The 18,064-nt window shown below is 60.3% G+C and carries 17 protein-coding genes; all 17 read left to right on the plus strand.

Annotated features, from left to right (window positions below):
- Positions 1–36 precede the first annotated feature (36 nt).
- A complete protein-coding gene (gspD, locus tag ACT89O_RS03930; protein WP_487261889.1) occupies positions 37–2,439 on the plus strand; it encodes a type II secretion system secretin GspD in 2,403 nt (800 codons plus the stop codon).
- A gap of 74 nt (positions 2,440–2,513) precedes the next feature.
- Positions 2,514–2,966, plus strand: coding sequence for a hypothetical protein (locus ACT89O_RS03935; RefSeq protein WP_487261890.1), 453 nt, complete (start codon positions 2,514–2,516; stop codon positions 2,964–2,966).
- A 172-nt stretch (positions 2,967–3,138) separates the two neighbouring features.
- A complete protein-coding gene (locus ACT89O_RS03940; RefSeq protein WP_487261891.1) occupies positions 3,139–4,092 on the plus strand; it encodes a hypothetical protein in 954 nt (317 codons plus the stop codon).
- 119 nt (positions 4,093–4,211) lie between these two features.
- Positions 4,212–5,321 carry a hypothetical protein gene (locus tag ACT89O_RS03945; protein ID WP_487261892.1) on the plus strand — a complete coding sequence of 370 codons (1,110 nt, stop codon included), beginning with the start codon at positions 4,212–4,214 and terminating at the stop codon, positions 5,319–5,321.
- 24 nt (positions 5,322–5,345) lie between these two features.
- Complete coding sequence (locus ACT89O_RS03950; protein ID WP_487261893.1) at positions 5,346–6,239, plus strand: peptidyl-prolyl cis-trans isomerase; 894 nt, start codon at positions 5,346–5,348, stop codon at positions 6,237–6,239.
- A gap of 158 nt (positions 6,240–6,397) precedes the next feature.
- Positions 6,398–7,375, plus strand: coding sequence for a glycosyltransferase family 2 protein (locus tag ACT89O_RS03955; protein ID WP_487261894.1), 978 nt, complete (start codon positions 6,398–6,400; stop codon positions 7,373–7,375).
- 2 nt (positions 7,376–7,377) lie between these two features.
- Positions 7,378–8,601 carry a glycosyltransferase family 4 protein gene (locus ACT89O_RS03960; protein ID WP_487261895.1) on the plus strand — a complete coding sequence of 408 codons (1,224 nt, stop codon included), beginning with the start codon at positions 7,378–7,380 and terminating at the stop codon, positions 8,599–8,601.
- Positions 8,601–9,521 (plus strand): NAD-dependent epimerase/dehydratase family protein, encoded by a 921-nt coding sequence (locus ACT89O_RS03965; protein WP_218298873.1) that lies wholly within the window; start codon positions 8,601–8,603, stop codon positions 9,519–9,521. The genes ACT89O_RS03960 and ACT89O_RS03965 overlap by 1 nt, the downstream gene beginning before the upstream one ends.
- A complete protein-coding gene (locus tag ACT89O_RS03970) occupies positions 9,518–10,342 on the plus strand; it encodes an ABC transporter permease (protein WP_255577458.1) in 825 nt (274 codons plus the stop codon). Before ACT89O_RS03965 ends, ACT89O_RS03970 begins: the two co-directional genes overlap by 4 nt.
- A gap of 4 nt (positions 10,343–10,346) precedes the next feature.
- A complete protein-coding gene (locus ACT89O_RS03975; protein WP_426306373.1) occupies positions 10,347–11,570 on the plus strand; it encodes an ABC transporter ATP-binding protein in 1,224 nt (407 codons plus the stop codon).
- Complete coding sequence (locus ACT89O_RS03980) at positions 11,567–12,466, plus strand: lysophospholipid acyltransferase family protein (protein ID WP_487261896.1); 900 nt, start codon at positions 11,567–11,569, stop codon at positions 12,464–12,466. The genes ACT89O_RS03975 and ACT89O_RS03980 overlap by 4 nt, the downstream gene beginning before the upstream one ends.
- A complete protein-coding gene (locus ACT89O_RS03985; protein ID WP_436130296.1) occupies positions 12,463–13,479 on the plus strand; it encodes a class I SAM-dependent methyltransferase in 1,017 nt (338 codons plus the stop codon). The genes ACT89O_RS03980 and ACT89O_RS03985 overlap by 4 nt, the downstream gene beginning before the upstream one ends.
- A 2-nt stretch (positions 13,480–13,481) precedes the next feature.
- Positions 13,482–14,132, plus strand: coding sequence for an acyltransferase (locus ACT89O_RS03990; RefSeq protein ID WP_487261897.1), 651 nt, complete (start codon positions 13,482–13,484; stop codon positions 14,130–14,132).
- Between the two features lie 74 nt (positions 14,133–14,206).
- Positions 14,207–14,830 carry a lytic transglycosylase domain-containing protein gene (locus ACT89O_RS03995; protein WP_255577460.1) on the plus strand — a complete coding sequence of 208 codons (624 nt, stop codon included), beginning with the start codon at positions 14,207–14,209 and terminating at the stop codon, positions 14,828–14,830.
- Between the two features lie 220 nt (positions 14,831–15,050).
- Positions 15,051–16,154, plus strand: coding sequence for a glycosyltransferase family 4 protein (locus ACT89O_RS04000; RefSeq protein ID WP_029413975.1), 1,104 nt, complete (start codon positions 15,051–15,053; stop codon positions 16,152–16,154).
- Positions 16,155–16,238: 84 nt separating this feature from the next.
- Positions 16,239–17,129 carry an acetylglutamate kinase gene (argB, locus tag ACT89O_RS04005; protein WP_055396782.1) on the plus strand — a complete coding sequence of 297 codons (891 nt, stop codon included), beginning with the start codon at positions 16,239–16,241 and terminating at the stop codon, positions 17,127–17,129.
- 173 nt (positions 17,130–17,302) lie between these two features.
- Positions 17,303–17,995 (plus strand): response regulator transcription factor, encoded by a 693-nt coding sequence (locus tag ACT89O_RS04010; protein ID WP_055396780.1) that lies wholly within the window; start codon positions 17,303–17,305, stop codon positions 17,993–17,995.
- The last annotated feature ends 69 nt before the right edge of the window (positions 17,996–18,064 follow it).

An 18,064-nucleotide genomic window follows, 5' to 3' on the forward strand; every position in this document is an offset into this window, starting at 1 on the left:
GCCCTAGCGGCGTACCCCAATATTGGAGCTATCTCTATGAATATTCGGCCATCCATCCTCTTGCTCGCATTGCTGGCGGCAGGCTGTGCCAGCACGCAGGGAGGTCCTGCGGCGTCCGGAGTTGCGGACTCCAAGGTCGCAGTTGGCGGAGCACCGGGGCCATCGCAGCCTGTTGCAGCTGCGGCTGCGCCAGTTGCGCCAAGCCCTGCACCGGCAGCGTCAGCGCCCAAGGAGCAGGCGCAAAAGAATGCTTCTTCCAGCACCAAGCTTTATCCTGGCAACGACCAGTTTTTCAAGCGCGACAAGGCGCCTGCGATCGATCCCGTGCTTGCCAAGGGCGACAAGGTGGCACTCAATTTCGAGAATGTCACTGTCAGCAACTTGGCTACAGCGTTGCTAGGAGACCTGCTCAAGCTCAACTACACCATTGACGCTGGTGGCGAAACGGTGGTGAGCCTGCATACGCGCCAGCCGCTGCTGCGCAGTCAGGTTCTGGATGTGCTGGATGCGGTGTTGTTGCCCCACGACTTGGCCATCGTCCGTGACAACGCGGGGGTCTACCATGTGACCAAGCGTACCGTTACCGTGGGCGCGCGCCCGGTGGTGGGGGCGTCCAAATTCAAGGATCTGTCGGGTGCCGGGACGGTTATCGTTCCCTTGAACCACATTGCAGCGGCCGAGATGGCCAAGATTCTGGCGCCTATCGCACCCCGTGAGGCCATCGTCTACGTGGACTCCCTGCGCAACCTGCTGGTGCTGCAGGGCAGCAAGGCCCAGTTGGGTGGTTGGCTGGAAATGGTGGAAGCGTTCGACGTGGACTTTCTCTCTGGCATGTCGCTGGGTGTGTTCGTGTTGGAAAACGCCAACGTCAACGTGGTACGGGATGCCCTGCAGGCGATGCTAGGCTCTGACAAATCCTCCGATCCCTATGGGGGGGCTGGTGCCGCACCTGCGGGGGGCGCGCCTAGCACGTCGGGTGGTGCTGCAGGTGGTGCGGCCGCAAGTGGTGGTGCCAGCGGTGCCGGCGCCCAGATGGCGACCCCTTTGGGTGGCTTGATTCGCGTCTTTCCCGTTGAGCGCCTGAATGCCCTGGTGGTGGTCACGCCGCGCAGTCATTTGTTGGCCCAGGTGGAAACCTGGATCCGTCGCCTGGACCGTCCCACCGATACGCTGGAGGCCAGCCTGTTTGTGTATCCGGTGCAAAACGGCTCGGCATTGCAGCTGGCGGAAATGCTCAATGGCCTCTTTGGTGGGCAGTCCGGGCAAGCCGGCTCGGGTGGAGTCGCGGCGGGCTCGGCGCCCACGCAGTTCTCTCGGGGGGCGGGGGGCTCCGGTCTGGGTACGGGCAGCACTGGCAATACGGGCAGTTCCAGTGGCCTCTATGGCAATAGCAGCAGCTCCGGCACTGGCACTGGCAGTAGTCCTATGAACGCCGCGCTGGGTGCTGGCGGAAACAGAACTTCTTCGAACAACACATCCCTTACGTCAACGAGTCAATTGGATGGCAACGTGCGTGTGGTTGCCGACGAAAAGCGCAATGCACTCCTGATTCGCGCTCCGCGCACCGAATACCGCCGCATCGAGCAGGCTCTGCGCGAACTGGACAAGGCTCCGATGCAGGTGTTGATCGAGGCCAGTATCGTGGAGGTGAGTCTCACGGGCAACCTTGAATATGGTGTGGAGTGGTTCCTGCAGAACGGTCTTAGCAGGGACCGCCAAGGTGGGGCACTGTTGGATCTCAACAGCGAAATCAGCGGGATAGGCCCTAAAGTGCCTGGCTTTTCGTACACCATCACCAAGGCGAACGTGGTTCGCGCCGCGCTGAACGCCGTTGCCTCAAAAAATCAGGTCCGGTTGTTATCCAGTCCGTCGCTCCTGGTTCTGAACAACCACACCGCGACCATTCAAGTAGGAGACCAGCAGCCCATTCTGAGTTCAACTTCGGCCGCTACTGGCAGTAGCTTTATCACTCAGTCCATTACTTACAAAGATACTGGTGTGATGCTCTCAGTCACGCCATCCGTCAATGCGGGGGGGTTGATCTCCATGGATATCTCTCAGCAAGTCACTGATGTGGGTGACAGGGACGTTGTGACGAGTCAGCGGTCCTTTCAGACCCGGCAAATACAAACGCGTGTCGCAGTGCGTTCCGGCGAGTCCATCGTTCTGGGTGGGTTGATCCGTGAAAATGACACCAACAGCCGTGCCGGTTTGCCGGGGCTTGCAGACGTCCCGGTGTTGGGGGCCTTATTCTCAAATACGTCAAACCAGCGTAGACGCACGGAGCTGCTGGTGCTAATGACGCCCCGCGCCCTGGAGGACGACGATCAACTGCGTTCGGCTAGTGCGGAGATGCGCGAACGCATGCGCTCCTTGTCTTTGCAGGCCCAACCCATGAGTTTCCGCCCCCCAGATGCCCAGTTGCAACCTTCGCGCTGACTGCGCCTGGCTGCTATGGCCCTAGCCAGCGTGGCGTATCCCATATATAGATAGTCAATCAGGAGATTCTTTACATGACAAAACCTGTTACCCGTCGTCATCTCGTCGCGACCTTGGCAGCGCCTGCGGTACTGGCAGTGCTGGTGGGCTGCGCTACCGCTGGGGGTGCAGTGGTGTCGGCCGAAGATGACCAAGCTGCACTACTGGCCCGGTCGAAGGCGTACTGGGCGCTCATTCAGAAAAACGACCGCGTGAGTGCCTGGGCCTATGAAGAAATGTCCAAGGATCCGAGCGCCACCCTAGAGGGCTATCTCAAGCGTGGAGGCATTACATTCGATGCGGTGGAGGTGCGCGGGGTGCGCGCCATTGAGGGCGACCGCGCGACTGTCAATGTGTGGATGCGCTACTCTTTACCGTTGCTGCGCTTGAAAAAGCAAGAGGCTGCGACCGAAGACGAATGGCGCCGCATTGACGGTGTGTGGCACCATGTGCAGCGGCGCAGTGTCATGTTTCCAACAGCCCAGTGATACTTCGTTGTTTGAGTGCAACAAACAAGGGCGTGTTGGGTTTCTGGTGGAAATAGGTTGAAAAAATCAAAGGTATCAGTATAAGATTGCATCAACCCAAACGGAGTACGGATGGGTTGCAGATCCCGCACAGGGTGGGAAAGCTTCCTTCAATTATCTAAGGACTGAGAAGATGAAAAAATTTGCAATGGCAGCCGTTGCAGCCGCTGCGCTGAGTGCTGGTGTGGCGCAGGCGTACACCGTGGGTACGTACAGCAATGGTTTCGTGGTTCCTAACGTGATCCACAACGGCGATACCGACACCACTGCAGTGGGTCTGGTCAACAACACCGGCAACGTTGTGCCCGTGTTCTGGACGTTCTTTGATGCGAACTCCAACCACGTTACCGACGGTTGCTTCCCCATGACCAACAAGGACTTCGAGCCCTTCGTCTGGTCGCAGCAAGCCGGTCAAGGCCTGGCTGGTACCCGTGGCTACCTGGTGTTCGCTGTGGGTGCAAACACTGCCAGCACCACCGCAGCTACCGCATGTAACGTGGCAAATGCCACCGCAGGTGTCGCCGCCAACGGTGCTATCGGCGCTAGCGCGTTCCAAGTGACCACCACCGCACAAGACGTTGCTTACGTTCCTGTGATCGATGGTCCTCTGACCCTGGCTACTGGCTCTGATCTGACGACCCTGGGCGCAACCAGCCTGCTGGCAGTCGCTGGCGCTCGCACCGTGACGGGCGGCGTTGCTTCGGCTACGCCTTCCTTTGCAATGCGCTACGCTGTGGACAACACCCTGAACGCCGGTCTGGAAACGCGTATCGTGGTGTGGTCGACTGGTGACCACCGTGGTACCCACACGGTCAACATGTTCGACGCAGCTCAAAACCGCAAGTCGGTGAACTTCGCTCTGGCGGAAGCAGAACTGTCGTTCTTCAACCCAGAAACGATCCCTGGCCGTCCAGCCAACTTCGCCGATGGTTTCATCGAGTGGTCGCCAATGGCTAAGCAGCCTGATGATTTCCCAGGTGCTGACGGTTCGTCGTTCTTCTCCCTGGGTGGTTCTGTGTTCACGTACAGCGTGATCAGCATGCCTGCCTTCGGCGCTGTGCAGTCCATCCTTGGCACGCACAACTAATTTTCTCGATGAGCGCGGTACTAGTTGCTGTGCTCAGTCAGAAAAAATGGTAGCCCAACGGGCTGCTTCAAAAAATGGCGCCCTTGGGCGCCATTTTTTTTGCATGTTTTGGGGTTTCTATGAAATTGTCTTCCTCCGCTCCTTTCCGACTGCTTGCTGCGCTAGGGGTTTCGGTTTTGCTGGGTTGTCAGGCGCCCCCCGTTGCTGTGAAGGGGGAGGCGCCTTCTGTCAAGGCGCCGACGGATCAAAAGGCTTCGGATCGAATTGCCATTGAAGCGCACATGGTTTGGGGCGGCGAAGTACGTTGTTTTGCCAAGGGCGAATGCCGCTTCGTGTATGTTGAGCACGAAGAAGGCCGCGTCGTTCTGCAGCAAATCAATAGGCGCACGACACGCCAACTGGATCGCCAGTCTGTGGCTTACCATCCAGACTCTGCTATCTGGCTGTCAGACACGCTGGTGGCTGCTGCCGTGGAGGCCACGGGCAGCCTCGATATTTTCAGGGTTGAGGGCGACCGCTTGGTGCGGGTGCATCAGGCGCCTGTAGGTTTTGCTCCGCGGGATGTCATTCTCGTGAGTGCCTCGCAAGGTCGATACAAAATGCTGGCAACACCCTACAGTGGCAAGAATGTTGCGTGGATAGATTGGCAGGAGGGTGGGGCGCAAGCGGCTGCGCCCAAGAGTGTGCGTTGGTGTGAGGCGCCTTGGCATCCTGTTCAAGTGAGCAAAGTTCCGGGCACGGCCGGTGGCGGAATTGCCGTAGCGTGTCTGGATGATCGCAAGGTGGTCGCGGTTTCCGACGTTGACCTCCTTGCTGCTCCCCGTGTGCTGGCTACTTTTGGCGCTGTGGCGCGCCACGCGCGGCCTTCTCCTTCGGGGCAATGGTTGTATGTGGCTCTGGAAACGGGTGCGCGCAATGCCCGTATCAACATGCAAACCGGGGAACTCCAATACATACAGTCACCTCTGACCGGCAGCGTCGCCGTTGCGCCCCTGTCTGACGATTTGGTGGTATGGGCTGATGACGGAAAGCTCTATCTGCAGCGCCTCGATGCCGATGCCAAAGTGCTGGAAACCCGTTGGATAAAGACCAGCGGGTTCTCTACGGGCTTGCAACTCATCGATGTCGATGGCGATGGTGAGCAGGATATTGTGGTGCTCAATTCTGTCGATGCGGTAGTGGACGTGATCTATAGCCCTCTTTGGGATCGCGCCGCTGAACGCTTGTGAGTTTGTTTTTTTGCAGAAATTTCTATGACCTCTACTCTGTGCAATCTGGGCTGGGTTCGCAGCTTGATCATGTGCGCCGCTGTCGCAACTGCCTCTTTGGCGAATGCGTCAGATACGTTGGTTCGTTTCTCCAATGGTGAAACGATCAGCCAGGCTGATCTTTCGGCTTATTTGGAGAAGCGCGTTGACCTTCGCCCTACCAGTCGCAGTGCTTGGGGCGTGCAAACCGTGTTGCGGGAAATGGCTGCGGTGCGGGTGTTCTCCCTGGAGGGTAAGCAGGTAGGGGTCCCACATGAAGAAGGGCGGGAGGCGCAGCGGTTCGATGATATTTATGCGCAAGCTGTGTACGCAAAGCTCGCTCCAGCCTGTATGCCTCCAGCCGACGAGAAGGCATCGCGTCAATACTTCAACGATAACCCTCAGGCTTTCCGGGTGCCGCCCATGGCCAGGCTGAGTCGCGTCATTCTGCCGGCATCTGAAACCGTCGAAGGTGAGTCGGCTGCTGCCTGGCTGATGAAGGAGGCTGGCGATGTTGCTGCAGGGAAGAAGTCGTTTGATGACCTGACCAAGCAGGCAGAGGCTGTCTACAAGCTGGATCCTCAGGGTGATTTGGGATGGATTACGCTTTTTGACGAAGAAGCCAGCGTGCTCCGTGTTTTGGCTACAGCAAAGCAAGGCGAAATGGTGGGGCCATTGCGTGAAGGTAACTTTGCCTATCTCTTCAAGGTCAATGAGAAGCGTGAAGGCCGTCAGTTGGCGTGGGAAGAGGTGGCGTTGTCTGTGCCTGCCCGTTCGGTAGCTTACTGCCGCCAGGAAGGGGCTAAGAAAGTCCGTAGCGACTTGTTTGCGAAGTATGGGGTAGAGCTGGACAACGCAGCCATCAGGGCAATGTTCTTGAAGCAGACGATGGCCAAGTAGCTTGAGCTTGGTCGAGGCAAGAGGTCAGGGTGCTGTTTTTGGGCGGCGCAGTACAATGGCAGGTTTTGCGGATTGCCATGGTGGTTAAACCAAAATGCGCAATGTGACCACAAGGCGCATGGCGCTTTTCCACCAACTGAGCTCCATGCTGACTGCCCATGACTGAAATGCGCGCCTCCGTGTTGATCCCCGTCAAGAACGGAGGGCCCTTGCTGGGTGAAGTGCTGGATGCCGTGCTGTCGCAGCAAGCGCCGTGGCCATTCGAGGTCATTGTGGTGGACTCCGGATCATCCGACGATTCTGTGGAATGCGCCCGGCAGCGTGGCGTTCGCGTAGAGACTATTCCTGCGGCAGAGTTCGGCCACGGGCGTACACGCAATCTACTGGCTTCCATGGCAAGGGGGCAGTTTCTGGTGTTTATCACGCAAGATGCGCGACCTGCGAGCCCCAAATGGTTGTACAACATGGTGCAGGGCTGCGACGCTGAGCCAGGTGTGGCGGGGGCTTTTGGTCCTCATCGAGCCCATCCCCAAGCGCGGCATATTACGCACTGTGAGCTGAACCAGCATTTTGCCGGCTTTGGCGACAAGCTGTCCGTGGTTCGCCTTGAAGACCCCGTCCGGTTTGCTAGAGATACTGGTTATCGCCAGTGGCTGCACTTTTTTTCCAGCAACAATTCATGCATCCGCCGCTCGGTGTGGGAGCAACTGCCTTTGCCAGAAGTGGCATTTGCAGAGGACCAGACATGGGCGCTGCGCGCCATTGAGGCGGGGCACGCGAAGGCCTTTGTGCCAGATGCGGTGGTCTACCATTCGCACGATTTCGGTGTGTGGGAGACGTTGCAGCGCAATTTTGACGAAGCACGCTCATTCCATCTCTACTTTGGCTATCGCATTCAGGACAGCTTGGCGCAGGCTTTGAAGTCTGGTCTGTACTTGGCTAAGCGGGATCTTGGCTGGTTGCGCAGCGGGGGGCTGCAGGGCTGGCGCCTTTGTAAAAATGCGATTTACATGGGCTTCATTGAAATGGCGAGGGTTTCGGGACAATACCTGGGCACGCACCATGACCGTTTGCCCGCTTGGCTGCTGCGCTCGGTGTCGCGCGATGAGCAATTGCAGCGTGCGGGAGCTGTCTGACCATGGCGTTGAATCTGTCCAAGAAGATCTGGCGTGTGAAAGAAATGGCGCGCAAGGAAGGTGTTTTTGCCGCCCTGCGTGCTGTGGTGCGTCGCCTGCGCCAAGGCCCAGGGAAGTATGTGGATGTCTTTCGACACTACGACTTTGCCCTGCCTTATGTCTTGCCTGCCCAGTCGGGTGAGGCCAAGCCGGGCACCTTGCTGTGGTTTATTCCTGACTTCAATGTCGGGTCCGGTGGCCATCTGAACATCTTCCGCACCATCTGGCATCTGGAGCAGATGGGCTACACCTCCAGTATCGTGATCGGCAAGCCCGTCATGCACCACGATGCGCAGGAGGCCCGCGAGGCCATTCGGAAGCACTTCTTTCCGCTTCAGGCGCAGGTGTTGTTGGGTCTTGAAGATCTGCCGCCGTGCGAATTCTCCATTGCTACGGGATGGGACACTGCCTACACCGTACGCGCCTTTACGGGCGCGAAGCACAAGCTCTACTTTGTACAGGACTACGAGCCGCATTTTTACCCCGTCGGGTCGGAGTCGGTCCTGGCACAGAATACTTACACCTTTGGATTTTTCGGCATCACGGCGGGCGGCTGGCTGGCCAGCAAGTTGGCGAATGAATATGGCATGACCACCCACGCTATAGGTTTTGGTGTGGAACTAGAGCGTTACCGGCGCTTGCCGCGCAGGGAGCCGGAAATTCGCCGGGTGTTCTTCTACGCGCGTCCCCCCACGCCCCGCAGGGCGTTTGAGATCGGACTTCTGGTGCTGAACGCAGTATGGGAGCGGATGCCCGACGTCCAGTTCGTACTGGCGGGCTGGGACACGGCTGGCTATCACATTCCGTTTCCACACTTGGGGTGTGGAACTGTGGCCCTCGATGATCTGCCGGATCTCTACAGCCAGTGCGATGTGGCGCTGGTTCTGTCGCTCACGAATGCATCGCTGTTGCCCCTGGAGTTGATGGCTTCGGGTTGTGCCGTGGTTTCGAATCGGGGGCCCAATGTGGAATGGCTCCTCAACGAAGACGTGGCCGCTTTGGCGGAGTCTTCGCCCGAGGGGTTGGCGGATGCAGTCTGTGACTTGTTGCAGAACGATGAACGGCGCCATGCCTTGAGCGTGCGGGCCGAAAAGTTTGCGCGGGCGCAGACTTGGGACATGGTTGCGAAGGACTTTGAAGCCGCCCTGCTGCACGCGCGCACCCAGCAGCAAGTGGAGACTTCCTGATGCGTTGCGCGATTCTGGGAGGTGCTGGGTTTCTGGGGCGCCATATTGGGCGTGCCATGGCGTCGGAGGGCGCAGAGGTGTGGTCGGTAGACCGGTCATTGTCGGCTGCGGGTAGTGCTCCCTGGCTGGCGGGAGAGGTGCAGGCAGATTGTTTTGACCTGCCCTCCTGGTGGGATGTGGTGGGGGGGGCAGACGTGATTGTTCACCTCGCTTCCTCCACGGTGCCGGCCACGGCCAGTGAGGACCCCATCCAGGATGTCCAGACCAATCTGGTGGGAACCTTGCGCCTTCTTCAGGAATTGCGCAAAAAGGCCGCGCGCCCCAGGTTGCTGTTTGCGTCATCCGGTGGGGCGGTGTACGGGCGGCCGCAGTATGTGCCTTTGTGTGAGGCCCACCCCACCATGCCCATGGGGGCCTACGGCGCCACCAAACTGGCGATTGAGCACCACTTGCGCATCGAAGAGGCACAGCATGGCCTGCCATGCCGGATTCTGCGTTTGAGCAATCCCTACGGTGAGTGGCAGCAACCCCATGGGGTCCAAGGCGTGATTGCCGTTTTTGCACACCGTGCGCTCAATGCGCAACCGCTGGATGTGTGGGGGGACGGGTCCGTGGTGCGCGATTTTGTTTACGCTGCGGATGTGGGATATGCGTTCGCAGCAGCGGCACGCCATGAGGGGGAGACCCGGATATTCAACATTGGCGGTGGTGCAGGGCACAGCGTCAACGATATTGTGCACACACTGGAGCAGTTGTTGGGGCATGCCGTAGAACGGCGTGTATTCCCTGCGCGTCCTTTTGACCCACCGGTCAATGTGTTGGACATTCAGCGTGCCCGGAACGAGCTGTTCTGGAAGCCGACGATGGCTTTCGAGGATGGGGTGGCCAAATCGGTCGAATGGCTGCGGACGGTAGCATGACGCGCCCTGTTTCCCATTCCACTGGGGTCTCATCGGCAGCGCCGCGCAATGCGCGCCAGTTGTGGGTGCTTTGGCGGTACTGGATGGTGCGCGAGTTCAAGACGCGCTATGCCGGTTCGGTATTGGGTTTTGCCTGGGCTTTTGTTCAGCCCGTAGCCACGCTGGCTATCTTCTATGTTCTTTTTGGCTTGGTGCTGGCGGTGCGGGTGCCCGGGCTGGACGTGAACAATGGCTATCTGCTGCACCTTCTGGCAGGGCTTGCAGTCTGGCTGCCCTTTACCGATGCCATTGGCCGGGGGGTTGGGTCTTTGGCGGCGTACGAGGATTTTCTGCGCAAGCAGCCTATGCCTGCGGAGATACTGCCCGCAGTGTCCGTTGGCGGCAGCCTGCTCGTTCTGGGTATTGGCTATGCGCTGTTGATTGTCTTGTCGGTGGTGCAGGGTGTGGGGCCTTACGCGTCACTGGCTTGGCTACCGATTCTGGTGCTGGCCCAGATTGCGCTGACCTTTGGTCTTACGTTGTTGCTGAGCATGGCCCACTTTCTGTGGCGTGATGTGGGCTCCATGGTGGCCTTCGCGCTGCAGCTCTGGTTCTACCTAACACCTGTCGTATACCCCCTGTCCCAGGTGCCGGAGAAATTCCACAACTGGTTCCTTTTCAACCCCGTAGCTTGCCTGGTCCTGATGGTGCAGAGCACTGTATTGCATATGCCGGTACCGCCGGGAACCCCCGTGGCCTTGGCCGTATGGGTGTTGTTGCTGGGTGGAGGGGGGTGGTGGTTCTTCCGCTCAATGAAGTCTGCACTGGGCGAGGCCTTGTAAAGCCATGACGATCCGCTTTGAAGGCATTGAAAAGACCTATATGGTCTACAGCCGTCCGCAGGACCGGCTTTGGGAGTGGGTGACGCGTAAGCAGCGCCACCGTATTCATGTCGCTTTGACCGGGGTGGATTTTGAGGTGCAGGCCGGCGAAACGTTTGGCCTCATCGGCGAAAACGGTGCGGGCAAAAGCACCTTGCTGAAAATCGCGGCAGGCACCATCCGTCCCACCCGTGGGCAGGTGTTTCAAGAAGGCCGCGTTGCCGCGTTGCTGGAGCTTGGTGCGGGGTTTCACCCGGAGGAGTCCGGCTACGACAACATCCGCTTCATGGCCGCGTTGCATGGGCTGGAGGGCGCCGCCATGGAGGACTTCATTGTCCGTGCCACTGCGTTCTCGGAGTTGACCAAGGAAACGCTGGAGCGGCCGGTGAAGACCTACTCATCGGGCATGTTCATGCGGCTGGCTTTTGCCGCTGCGACGGCCATCGATCCGGATGTATTGATCGTGGACGAGGCGCTCTCCGTGGGTGACCTGCATTTCCAGAAGAAGAGCCTCAATCGCATTCTGGAGCTTCGTGAGCGAGGCGCCACGGTGCTTTTCTGTTCCCACAACCTGTATCAGGTACGAAGCCTCTGTCAGCGGGCGGCATGGATACACGGTGGTCGCGTGCAAGCGATCGGAGCGACCGAGGACGTGGTGACCGCCTACGAATCCCATGAGCGACGCAGGTATGCCCACCTGCGCGTCGAGGCCCATGAGGCTGCAAAAAAGGATGAAGCGGCGCAGCCCGCAGCGGCGTCTTCGTCGGGAGCACCGCTGGTAAAAATCGCAGGCCTGACGATCGAAACGGGGGACGGCATCAACCCTGCGCAGGTGGATTCGTTTCAGGATCTGTCGGTAGAGATCGAGATCGAGTCCTATGCTGACGCGCCGTTTCATGTGTTGTTTGCAATTGTTCGCCCGGACAAGGACAACGTTTTTGGCACGAGCACGCAGTTTCGTGCCGAGGGTAAGCCGCTGCAGGGCACTGGCAGCCACCGCATTCGCGCCAGGTTCCCACGCTTGCCGCTCCTGTCGGGTGAATACCTCTGGAGCGTCTATGTCCTGGATGATTCAGGTATCCAGGTGCTGGACATGGCGGAACTTATCCAGCCCTTTACCGTGCTGAACCAGAAGCACCGGGAGTTTGGTGTTGCCTGGCTGGAACACGAATGGGTGCTGGTGGAATGACGCGAGCCTGGTCTCTGGACCTGCTTTTCCCTTTCATTGCCCGGCTGCCTACGACCCTGCCCTGGCGGCTGGCCGGGCGGATAGGGCGGGAATCAGCGGCGGAGCGCGAGCACCTGCTGCGCTGGCTCGAAAGCTTGTTTGCCCGGGTCTTCCCGCAAGCCACGGGGGGGCAGCATGTGCAATGGGCTCGCGCCCACTTGGACATGTTAGCGCAGGAGATGGTGGATGCCATGGCCTTCAGCCGCCTGGGCCGTTCCGGAGGGCCGACCATTGATCTGCAAGGTGCCGAGTTTGCCAAAGGCCTTGCTCGCCAAGGCAAGGGCTTCATACTGGTTCTCAATCACTATGACCGGCTTCTGACGGCCCCGGTTGCTTTGGCGAGGGAGGGTGTCGCTACCAATGTTCTGACCATGCCGGTCTTGGACAATCCGGAGCTTGAGGCTGCGCAGCGCCGTTTTTTGCTGCGAAAAATTCAAGGCTATACCGAGGTGACGGGTGGAAAATGGCACACCACGAGTGAAGGGCTGCGCCCGGTGCATGAAAGCCTGCGGGCGGGGCAAGCGTGGGTGATTCTGGCTGATGCATGGCGACCTGAGTTTGGCCGCTTGCGTGGTAACCCTTTTCTGGGCGGCAACCTGAGTCTGCCCACAGGTATTGAGCGTCTGGCGCAATCCACGGGCGTTCCGTTGCTGCATGCTGTGACTTATTCCCGACGCCCTGACCATCTGGAGGTTGTCGTCGAGCCATTGCCGGAAAATCCCAGGCAGGCGATCGATAGAGTCATCCAGCGGCTGGAGCAGGATGTTCTGGCCCGGCCTTGGGCATGGTGGCAGTGGGGATTGTGGGATCAGATGTGGCAGCCCGAACCGGCGCCAAAGGCGGAGGGAAATGCATGACCAATATTGAGCGATACGACTACGCATTCGACCCGGATGGTGAGGAGTGGGCCGCTCGGTTGCTGCGCCGCGTACCACCAGATGGCGGCTCGGTCTTGGAGCTTGGGCCGGGCCCTGGCGCCATGACCCGTGTTCTCCTGGCTCGGGGCTATCGCGTCACGGTGGTGGAAAACGACCCCGAGGCGCTGGAAGTGCTCAAGACACTGGACGTGGAGGTCATCCCTGGAAATTTGGACAGCACCGACTGGCTGGATGCGCTCAAGGGTCGGCAGTTTGATACGGTGATGGCTTGTGATGTGCTGGAACACCTCAGAAAGCCCGAAGATGTGCTGCAGCGGTTGAGTGAGTTTGTCGCTCCCATGGGCTGTCTACTGATTTCCGTTCCGAACATCGCCTATGCCGGGGTGCTGGCTTCTATGCGAAGCGGCATCTTTGACTATTCCGACAAGGGCCAACTGGACAGGACCCATGTCCGTTTCTTTACCAAACGCAGCATGGAGAAGATGTTGCTGGACTGCGGATGGGCTCCCCGGGTCTGGGAAGCCAACAGGGTACCCGTTGAATGCAGCGAATTCGCCGGCTACTGGAGCGCCCTGTCGGGCGACCAGCGCCAGGCGTTGTTGGCTGGGTGGCAGGACTTTGACGTCTACCAGTGGATGGTGGTGGTCACGCCTTCTGTGGATGCTCCAACGTGGGAGCTGAAAGAGGCTCGGGGCATGGCGGAAAGCTTGCGCGACGAGTTGCAAGCGCTGACGGTGCTGCACCAGCGCGAACGAGCTTCGTTGCTGGAGCACCAGAAGGCCTTTGCGGAAGCCAAGGACCTCATTGGGAAACTCCAGCAAGAGATCAATGAGTTGCGCACAGAGGTGGGTTCGCTGCGGGCCGAAAAGACACTGGTGGAGTCTGAGCTTGCGACCACGCAAATAGCGTTGCAGGCCAGGACGGCGGAGCTGAACGATCGCGCATGGCGCAGCCGTTGGCGCAGGCTCATGGGCTCGCATCACAGCCGGTGAACATGACGGACATGCTGCTGGGAATTCCTGCTTTCACGGCGTCACACGCAGGTGTGGATCGCATGGGCGCCGAATGTCGGATCGACCCGTCCGTCTCGGTCATGCGTTTCGGCCAGCGCTCCGATGTCTTGTGCCTGGCCGACGGGGTCAGTATCTATGCCCAGACACGGCTGGTGCTGGGCGATGTGGTGGCAGATCCCTGCGTGGGTATCCGCATCGGAGCCCGTACTATCGTCAATGTGGGAGGCTACCTGTCGGGTGAAGGTGGCCTGGAGATTGGTGAGGATGTCCTGATTGGCCCCCATGCCAAGCTGCTGTCCGCCGGCCATGCCATCGATGGGGGGGATGTGGTGATTGCTCGCAACCGAATCACCCGGGCAAGAATCGTTGTGGAAGACGGTGCCTGGATCGGTGCTGGCGCGATTGTTCTAGAGGGCGTGACGATTGGCCGTGGCGCGGTCGTGGCAGCCGGGGCGCTGGTGCGACAGGATGTCCCGGCGGGCATGGTAGCTGCAGGTATGCCCGCCAGGCTGATCCGTTCAAGGCGGGGGGATGCATGGCCGGAGCCTGAGCCCGAGGCAGCGGCCTCCTGGTTTCAACAGGTCGGTGCTGGGCTGAAAAGTTTCTTTCGCGAAGGGCGCGAGGTCAAATGAGAACCATGAGTCTGTTTTGGAAGGAGTCTGATGAGCACGACCTCCCATCGCTTGGGACGGTCATGCGTGGTGTCATGCTCTTGGTTTTTCTGGTTGGGGGATGGTTGCCGTCCTCCTGGGCGAACCAGGTGTGGGAGTTTGTGGATGGGGAGGGCGTAACCCACATCGGCAATGTGCCTCCTTCGGCGGCTACGCGGGGTGTGATCTGGCTCAGCCGCGTGCCTCCCGCCTCGGTGGTGAAGGGCAAGGATCGCAGCCCCTCTGCACTGCAGTTTCCGGGCTATGACGACGTCAAGCAGCACCTGGAAGCGGCGGCGGTGGCGCAGTCGCTGGACCCTGCATTTGTGATTGCCGTCGCGGCAGCAGAGTCGGCCTTCAATGTGAAAGCCGTTTCGCGCAAAGGTGCGTTGGGGCTGATGCAGGTCATGCCGGCAACGGCTGAGCGTTATGGGGTTGCAGCGCGCCCTTCGTCAGACGGAGAGCATGCCGCGATGGAGCCCAAAGTGAATGCGCAGATTGGCACCCGCTACCTGGCCGATCTGCTGCGCATGTTCGATGGCGACAAGGAACTGGCGCTGGCGGCGTACAACGCCGGGGAAGGTGCCGTGATCAAGTATGGTCGGCGCATCCCGCCGTATCCCGAAACGCAGCAGTACGTGGAAAAGGTGATGCGTTTTTACCGTGGCTCGCTTCGGTAGTGGCCCCGGGTTCTGACCGCATGAACCCCTCCATGGCCCCCTCGGAGTTGTCGAGGGGCGGGCCTGATTCAGGCTCGGGCCTTCGTGGTGACGTCTTCCCAGGTTCTCCCCACATGGCGTCCTTGCAGCATGCCAACAGCCCCAGTTCGCTGGGGTGGGGTTGCGTGGATAGCGCTTTCTTACAGGTGCTAGGACTGAGTGCGGGTACCATCGGCCGCTCATGATCTGGTTATCTGTGGTGGCATTCATCGTTGCAGCGTTGGCGGCAGGGTTCATCGTGCGGTGGATGCACAGCCACGCTTCCGTGTACGGCAACGGCATGCCCCAACGCTTTCATCTGGGGGACGTTCCCCGCTTGGGGGGAGCCGCATTGCTGCTGGGCATTGGGTGCAGTTGGGGCCTTGGTGTTCTTCAATCTACCCATTGGGGTGATCCTGGCTCGCTGAAGCTCGGGGCTTGGGTGGGGGGGTGGCTGGTGGCCTTGCTGCCCGCCGCGCTGGGCGGCATTGCGGAGGACATGACCCAGCGCCTGTCCGTGCGTTACCGGTTGAGCCTGACCGGTGCATCCGGCGCTCTGGCGGTGATCCTGCTGGATCTGACCTTGCCGCGCATGGGGTGGCCCTGGCTGGATTCTTTGCTGGCCGCTGCTCCCTGGCTGGGCGTTGCGGTGGTAGTTCTGGCGGTTGCGGGACTTCCCCATGCGTTCAACATCATTGATGGCTACAACGGCCTGGCGGGCATGGTGGCTCTGATCGTCTGTCTGGCGCTGGCCCATGTGGCCCTGCAGGTGGGGGACCGTGCGCTGGCGGCGCTGTTGGTGTCCACAGCGGCGGCGACGGGCGGGTTTCTGGTCTGGAACTACCCGCGCGGCATGCTGTTCGCGGGAGATGGCGGTGCCTACGTGTGGGGCGGCGTGATTGCCCTGGCCAGCATTTCCCTGGTGCAGCGCAACGCCGATGTTTCGCCCTGGTTCCCCATGCTTTTGTTGATCTACCCCGTCTGGGAAACGATCTTCTCGATTTACCGCAAGACCGTGCGGGGCGTTTCCCCCGGCGTGGCCGATGCGCTGCACTTTCACCAATTGATTTACCGTCGCATTGTTCGGGGTGTCTTCCATGACGATGAATCGCGCAGGGTGTTGATGCGCAATAACCGCACATCCCCCTACCTGTGGGGCTTCACCTTGCTGACGGTGGTGCCTGCGGTACTGTTCTGGAGCAATACCCCACTGCTGATGGCGTTTTGCGGCCTGTTCGTCATCAGCTATGTGATGGCCTACCTGGCCATTGTGCGTTTCAAGGTACCCAACTGGTTGCGCCACTGACGGCGGGTGTGCTGGCAAACCCAGCGCGCCGCGCGAATGCGGCACAATTTGCGCCTCACCGTTTTCTCTGGATGGCCCGCCTCCATGACCGACCTTCTTTCGATTGCCCCGCGCGACAAGGCTGAAATCCTGGCCCAGGCGCTGCCTTACATCCGCAAGTTCCATGGCAAGACCATGGTCATCAAATATGGCGGTAACGCCATGACCGACCCCGCGCTGCAGGCCGACTTTGCCGAGGACGTGGTGCTGCTCAAGCTCGTGGGCATGAATCCCGTGGTCGTGCACGGCGGCGGGCCTCAGATTGAGACGGCGCTGAACCGCCTGGGCAAGAAGGGCGAGTTCATCCAGGGCATGCGCGTGACCGATGCTGAGACCATGGAAGTGGTCGAGTGGGTGCTGGCCGGCGAGGTGCAGCAGGACATCGTGGGCCTGATCAACCAGGCCGGCGGCAAGGCCGTGGGCCTGACGGGGCGCGACGGCGGCATGATCCGTGCGCAGAAGCTCAAGATGGTGGACAACAAGAACCCGTCCATCGAGCACGATGTGGGGCAGGTGGGAGACATCGTCTCCATCGATCCGAGTGTGGTCAAGGCGCTGCAGGACGACGCCTTCATCCCCGTCATCAGCCCCATCGGCTTTGGTGAGAACAACGAGAGCTACAACATCAACGCCGACGTGGTCGCCAGCAAGCTGGCCACGGTGCTGCAAGCTGAAAAACTGATGCTGTTGACCAACACGCCCGGCGTGCTGGACAAGGCGGGCAATCTGCTCACAGACCTGACGGCCCGCGAGATCGACGCGCTGTTTGCCGACGGCACCATCTCTGGCGGCATGCTGCCGAAGATTGCGGGAGCGCTGGATGCTGCCAAGGCCGGCGTGAACGCAGTGCACATCATTGATGGGCGTGTGCCGCACGCCATGCTGCTCGAAATCCTGACCGACCAGGCCTACGGGACCATGATTCGTAGCCATTGAAATGGTCTATCCCTCTGAGTCGCTTCTCGCCTTCTCCCTTCTCTCGCTTCGCGGGGTGGGTGACGTCGCCAGCGCCAGCACAGGGTATTGGCTGCCCTTGCACGGCGGCCGCCGGATGAGGCTGCGCCAGCCTATCGGGCATGCTGCTATGCACAGCGAACAAGTGGGTTGATATGCGACTCTTGCTGGTCGAAGACGATGTGATGGTTGCCAGCGGCATCAAGCTGGGGTTGACCGACGCGGGGTACGCCGTGGATTGGGTCGGAAGCGGTGAGCGCGCCGAAGAGGTGCTGCGCACCGAGTCGTTCGACGCGGCCATCATCGATATCGGCCTGCCGGCCATGGATGGGCTGGAACTCACCCGCCGCCTGCGCCGCCCTGATATGGCAAGCCCCGCCCTGCCGGTGCTGATCCTCACCGCGCGCGATGCACTGCACGACCGCGTGCAGGGGCTGGACCTCGGGGCCGACGACTACATGGTCAAGCCCTTCGAGTTGCCTGAACTGCTGGCACGCCTGCGCGCCCTGCTGCGCCGCTCGCAGGCCGCGACCACAGCGGTGTTGAGTTTTGGTCCGCTGGAGCTGGACACGGCTGGCCGCCGCGCCAGCATCCGTACCGGGGACGGGGAGCAGGTCATTGAGCTCGGTCCGCGCGAATGGACTGTGCTGGAGTACCTGCTCATCAATGCCCCCAAGCCTGCCAGCAAGGACAAGCTTCTGCAGGCTCTGACGGGCTGGGACAAGGAGATCACGCCCAACGCGGTGGAGGTCTACGTCTCCCGGCTGCGCGGCAAACTGGAGCCGCATGGCGTGGCGCTGCGTTCGATCCGCGGGTTCGGCTATCGGCTTGAACTCCAGGCCGCCTGAGCGGAACCGGCCTGGCTGAAGCCGTCGGTAAGGATCATGATGACGCCGCCGGACCGAGCCATCCCTTCC

Source organism: Acidovorax sp. NN32 (genome assembly GCF_057597245.1).

Excerpts from the sequence above, each read along its gene's own strand:
- ACT89O_RS03980 (WP_487261896.1), top strand. The coding sequence starts at position 11,567 with ATGACGCGAGCCTGGTCTCTGGACCTGCTTTTCCCTTTCATTGCCCGG.
- ACT89O_RS03970 (WP_255577458.1), top strand. The coding sequence starts at position 9,518 with ATGACGCGCCCTGTTTCCCATTCCACTGGGGTCTCATCGGCAGCGCCG.
- ACT89O_RS03960 (WP_487261895.1), top strand. The coding sequence starts at position 7,378 with ATGGCGTTGAATCTGTCCAAGAAGATCTGGCGTGTGAAAGAAATGGCG.
- ACT89O_RS03950 (WP_487261893.1), top strand. The coding sequence starts at position 5,346 with ATGACCTCTACTCTGTGCAATCTGGGCTGGGTTCGCAGCTTGATCATG.
- gspD (WP_487261889.1), top strand. The coding sequence starts at position 37 with ATGAATATTCGGCCATCCATCCTCTTGCTCGCATTGCTGGCGGCAGGC.
- ACT89O_RS04010 (WP_055396780.1), top strand. The coding sequence starts at position 17,303 with ATGCGACTCTTGCTGGTCGAAGACGATGTGATGGTTGCCAGCGGCATC.
- ACT89O_RS03940 (WP_487261891.1), top strand. The coding sequence starts at position 3,139 with ATGAAAAAATTTGCAATGGCAGCCGTTGCAGCCGCTGCGCTGAGTGCT.
- ACT89O_RS03945 (WP_487261892.1), top strand. The coding sequence starts at position 4,212 with ATGAAATTGTCTTCCTCCGCTCCTTTCCGACTGCTTGCTGCGCTAGGG.
- ACT89O_RS03995 (WP_255577460.1), top strand. The coding sequence starts at position 14,207 with ATGCTCTTGGTTTTTCTGGTTGGGGGATGGTTGCCGTCCTCCTGGGCG.
- ACT89O_RS03935 (WP_487261890.1), top strand. The coding sequence starts at position 2,514 with ATGACAAAACCTGTTACCCGTCGTCATCTCGTCGCGACCTTGGCAGCG.
- argB (WP_055396782.1), top strand. The coding sequence starts at position 16,239 with ATGACCGACCTTCTTTCGATTGCCCCGCGCGACAAGGCTGAAATCCTG.
- ACT89O_RS03965 (WP_218298873.1), top strand. The coding sequence starts at position 8,601 with ATGCGTTGCGCGATTCTGGGAGGTGCTGGGTTTCTGGGGCGCCATATT.
- ACT89O_RS03990 (WP_487261897.1), top strand. The coding sequence starts at position 13,482 with ATGACGGACATGCTGCTGGGAATTCCTGCTTTCACGGCGTCACACGCA.
- ACT89O_RS03955 (WP_487261894.1), top strand. The coding sequence starts at position 6,398 with ATGACTGAAATGCGCGCCTCCGTGTTGATCCCCGTCAAGAACGGAGGG.
- ACT89O_RS04000 (WP_029413975.1), top strand. The coding sequence starts at position 15,051 with ATGATCTGGTTATCTGTGGTGGCATTCATCGTTGCAGCGTTGGCGGCA.
- ACT89O_RS03985 (WP_436130296.1), top strand. The coding sequence starts at position 12,463 with ATGACCAATATTGAGCGATACGACTACGCATTCGACCCGGATGGTGAG.
- ACT89O_RS03975 (WP_426306373.1), top strand. The coding sequence starts at position 10,347 with ATGACGATCCGCTTTGAAGGCATTGAAAAGACCTATATGGTCTACAGC.